This window comes from Colwellia sp. BRX10-4 (assembly GCF_014077465.1).
Lineage (GTDB): Bacteria > Pseudomonadota > Gammaproteobacteria > Enterobacterales > Alteromonadaceae > Colwellia_A.
The window spans coordinates 1-1,832 of sequence record NZ_JACGVZ010000072.1; the positions used below are offsets into that span (position 1 = coordinate 1).

Below are 1,832 nucleotides of genomic sequence, written 5' to 3' on the forward strand. Positions count from 1 at the left end.
TAGTGCTAGGGTCGGTCGTACTGGCGTTAAGAGATTTCCATGTTGTGAGCCACGCTGACCAGCGCTTGTCGATTCCTTCGGGATCTGCATTATACGTCGCGTTTTTGTAGAAGCTTTTTTTGAGTGGGCCAATATCGCTAGGCACTGTTGATAGTTCTCGGAAGAAAATGGTGTAATCAACTGCAGTTTGCGTCATCAGTGTTTTAAGTTCGCGCAATAATTCCGCATTAAATGTATGCAGCCCAAGTTTATCAGCCCACATTTTTTCCATTTTTTCTTGCATTATGGTTGTAAAACCCATGCGAATTTCGTCGAGATTTTTTATAGCATCCTGATGTGATGCTACTAGTGGCTGCAACGCTTTACAAAACATGTTGAAATTTCGTTCTGCTGCCACAGGCTGATTCATAAACGAAAAGTGATGACCGCCTCCTGTCCATGGTTGATATTGCGGGTTGAATACATCGCAAAACCCGAAGGGGCCATAATCGAGTGTAAAGCCACCTGCCGCGCAGTTGTCACTGTTGAAGTTGCCCTGACAATAACCGACACGGATCCAGTTGGCTACCAGTGACGTCAAACGGTTGCGGAACGCGCGCGCGAGCAGCACCACTTTTTCAGCCATGGAAAGTATATTGTCAATGATGTCGCTGTACTCACGATCGATCAAGTGCAGTACAATCATCTCAAGCTCTGCCATTGCTTGTGGGTGTTCCTGCTTGTGAACACGGCGACTGAACAGTTCTAGCTGACCCACACGAATAAATGACGGTGCGACGCGCGTAGAAATGGCGACCGCCTCAGATATAAGCCTATCGGGATCCTGTGAACGTGAGCCTTCAGCGTACCACGGTCGATTAACCTGCTCTGTTTTCGACACGTATAAGCTCAGCGACCGCGACGAGGCTACTCCAAGCGCGTGCATGTGCTCTTGTGCTAAAAACTCGCGCACACTTGATCGCAGCACGGCGCGACCATCAGCGCCACGGCAGTATGGTGTACGTCCTCCGCCTTTTAGTTGCATTTCCCAGCGTTGACCGTTAATGACAGCCTCAAGCACAGACATTGCGCGACCGTCTCCGTAGCCGTTACCCGTTTGGAAAGGGCACTGTTGATAGTATTCGCTACCGTAAATAGACAATGCATAGCCTGTAGCCCAACCAACCTTGCGCAGCGGCGCTGGAACCTCTGTTAGGTCGCCAGAGAACAGTCGAATGAAGTCAGCCGACTGCGCCATGCTGTCGGAAAAACCCAGTTCACGGAAAAAGGTTTTACTATGAGTAACGTACTCAGGGTCTTGGATAGGGGTTGGCTTGACGGGAACATAGTGCCCGGTAAATACTTGTCGTGGACTATGGTCTACGCCATTTTCTCTCGCATCAGGATCGCAGTTGAGCGTATCCATGAGCGAGTAGTTTGCTAGCTTAGCGAGATCGTCTAGCGTAACTATGGTTGGAGTCGTTTGCTGGGGCAGTTGATTGGTCATAGGGCCTCCTCATGACATGGGTAGAATGGTTTTTTTCCCGCTGAGGGGTTGGTCGTATCAACAACCTCCTCGATTTTTGGAGCGATCTTTTTAAGCATGACTTCGAATTCCTGTCGTAATGTTACCTGATAAGATGGACATCCCTGGCAACCACCGCTCATGCTGATGTAAAGTTTTCCTTGACTGATTTCTCCTATTGATATCTTGCCGCTGTGGTTAGCAACCGACGTAAAACACATTGGTTACATACTCGATATCAAGCCGCGCAGCTGTGAGTGGATCATTCTTTGCCTGTGCAGCTTCTTTTAGAGTCATAGGAATAATATTAAGTGCATACACCTGTTCT

General features: G+C 48.6%; 2 protein-coding genes. Both read right to left on the reverse strand.

Annotated features, from left to right (window positions below):
• Positions 1-1,486 (reverse strand): protein adenylyltransferase SelO family protein (locus tag H4J67_RS19810; protein ID WP_182204859.1); only part of this gene is annotated, 1,486 nt, incomplete at its 3' end.
• Positions 1,483-1,725 carry a NifU family protein gene (locus tag H4J67_RS19815; RefSeq protein ID WP_182204862.1) on the reverse strand — a complete coding sequence of 81 codons (243 nt, stop codon included), beginning with the start codon at positions 1,723-1,725 and terminating at the stop codon, positions 1,483-1,485. The genes H4J67_RS19815 and H4J67_RS19810, both read right to left, overlap by 4 nt.
• Positions 1,726-1,832 lie beyond the last annotated feature (107 nt).

Bases quoted from the DNA above. Each gene is read 5' to 3' on its own strand.
- H4J67_RS19815 (WP_182204862.1), bottom strand. From the start codon at position 1,725: ATGTGTTTTACGTCGGTTGCTAACCACAGCGGCAAGATATCAATAGGA.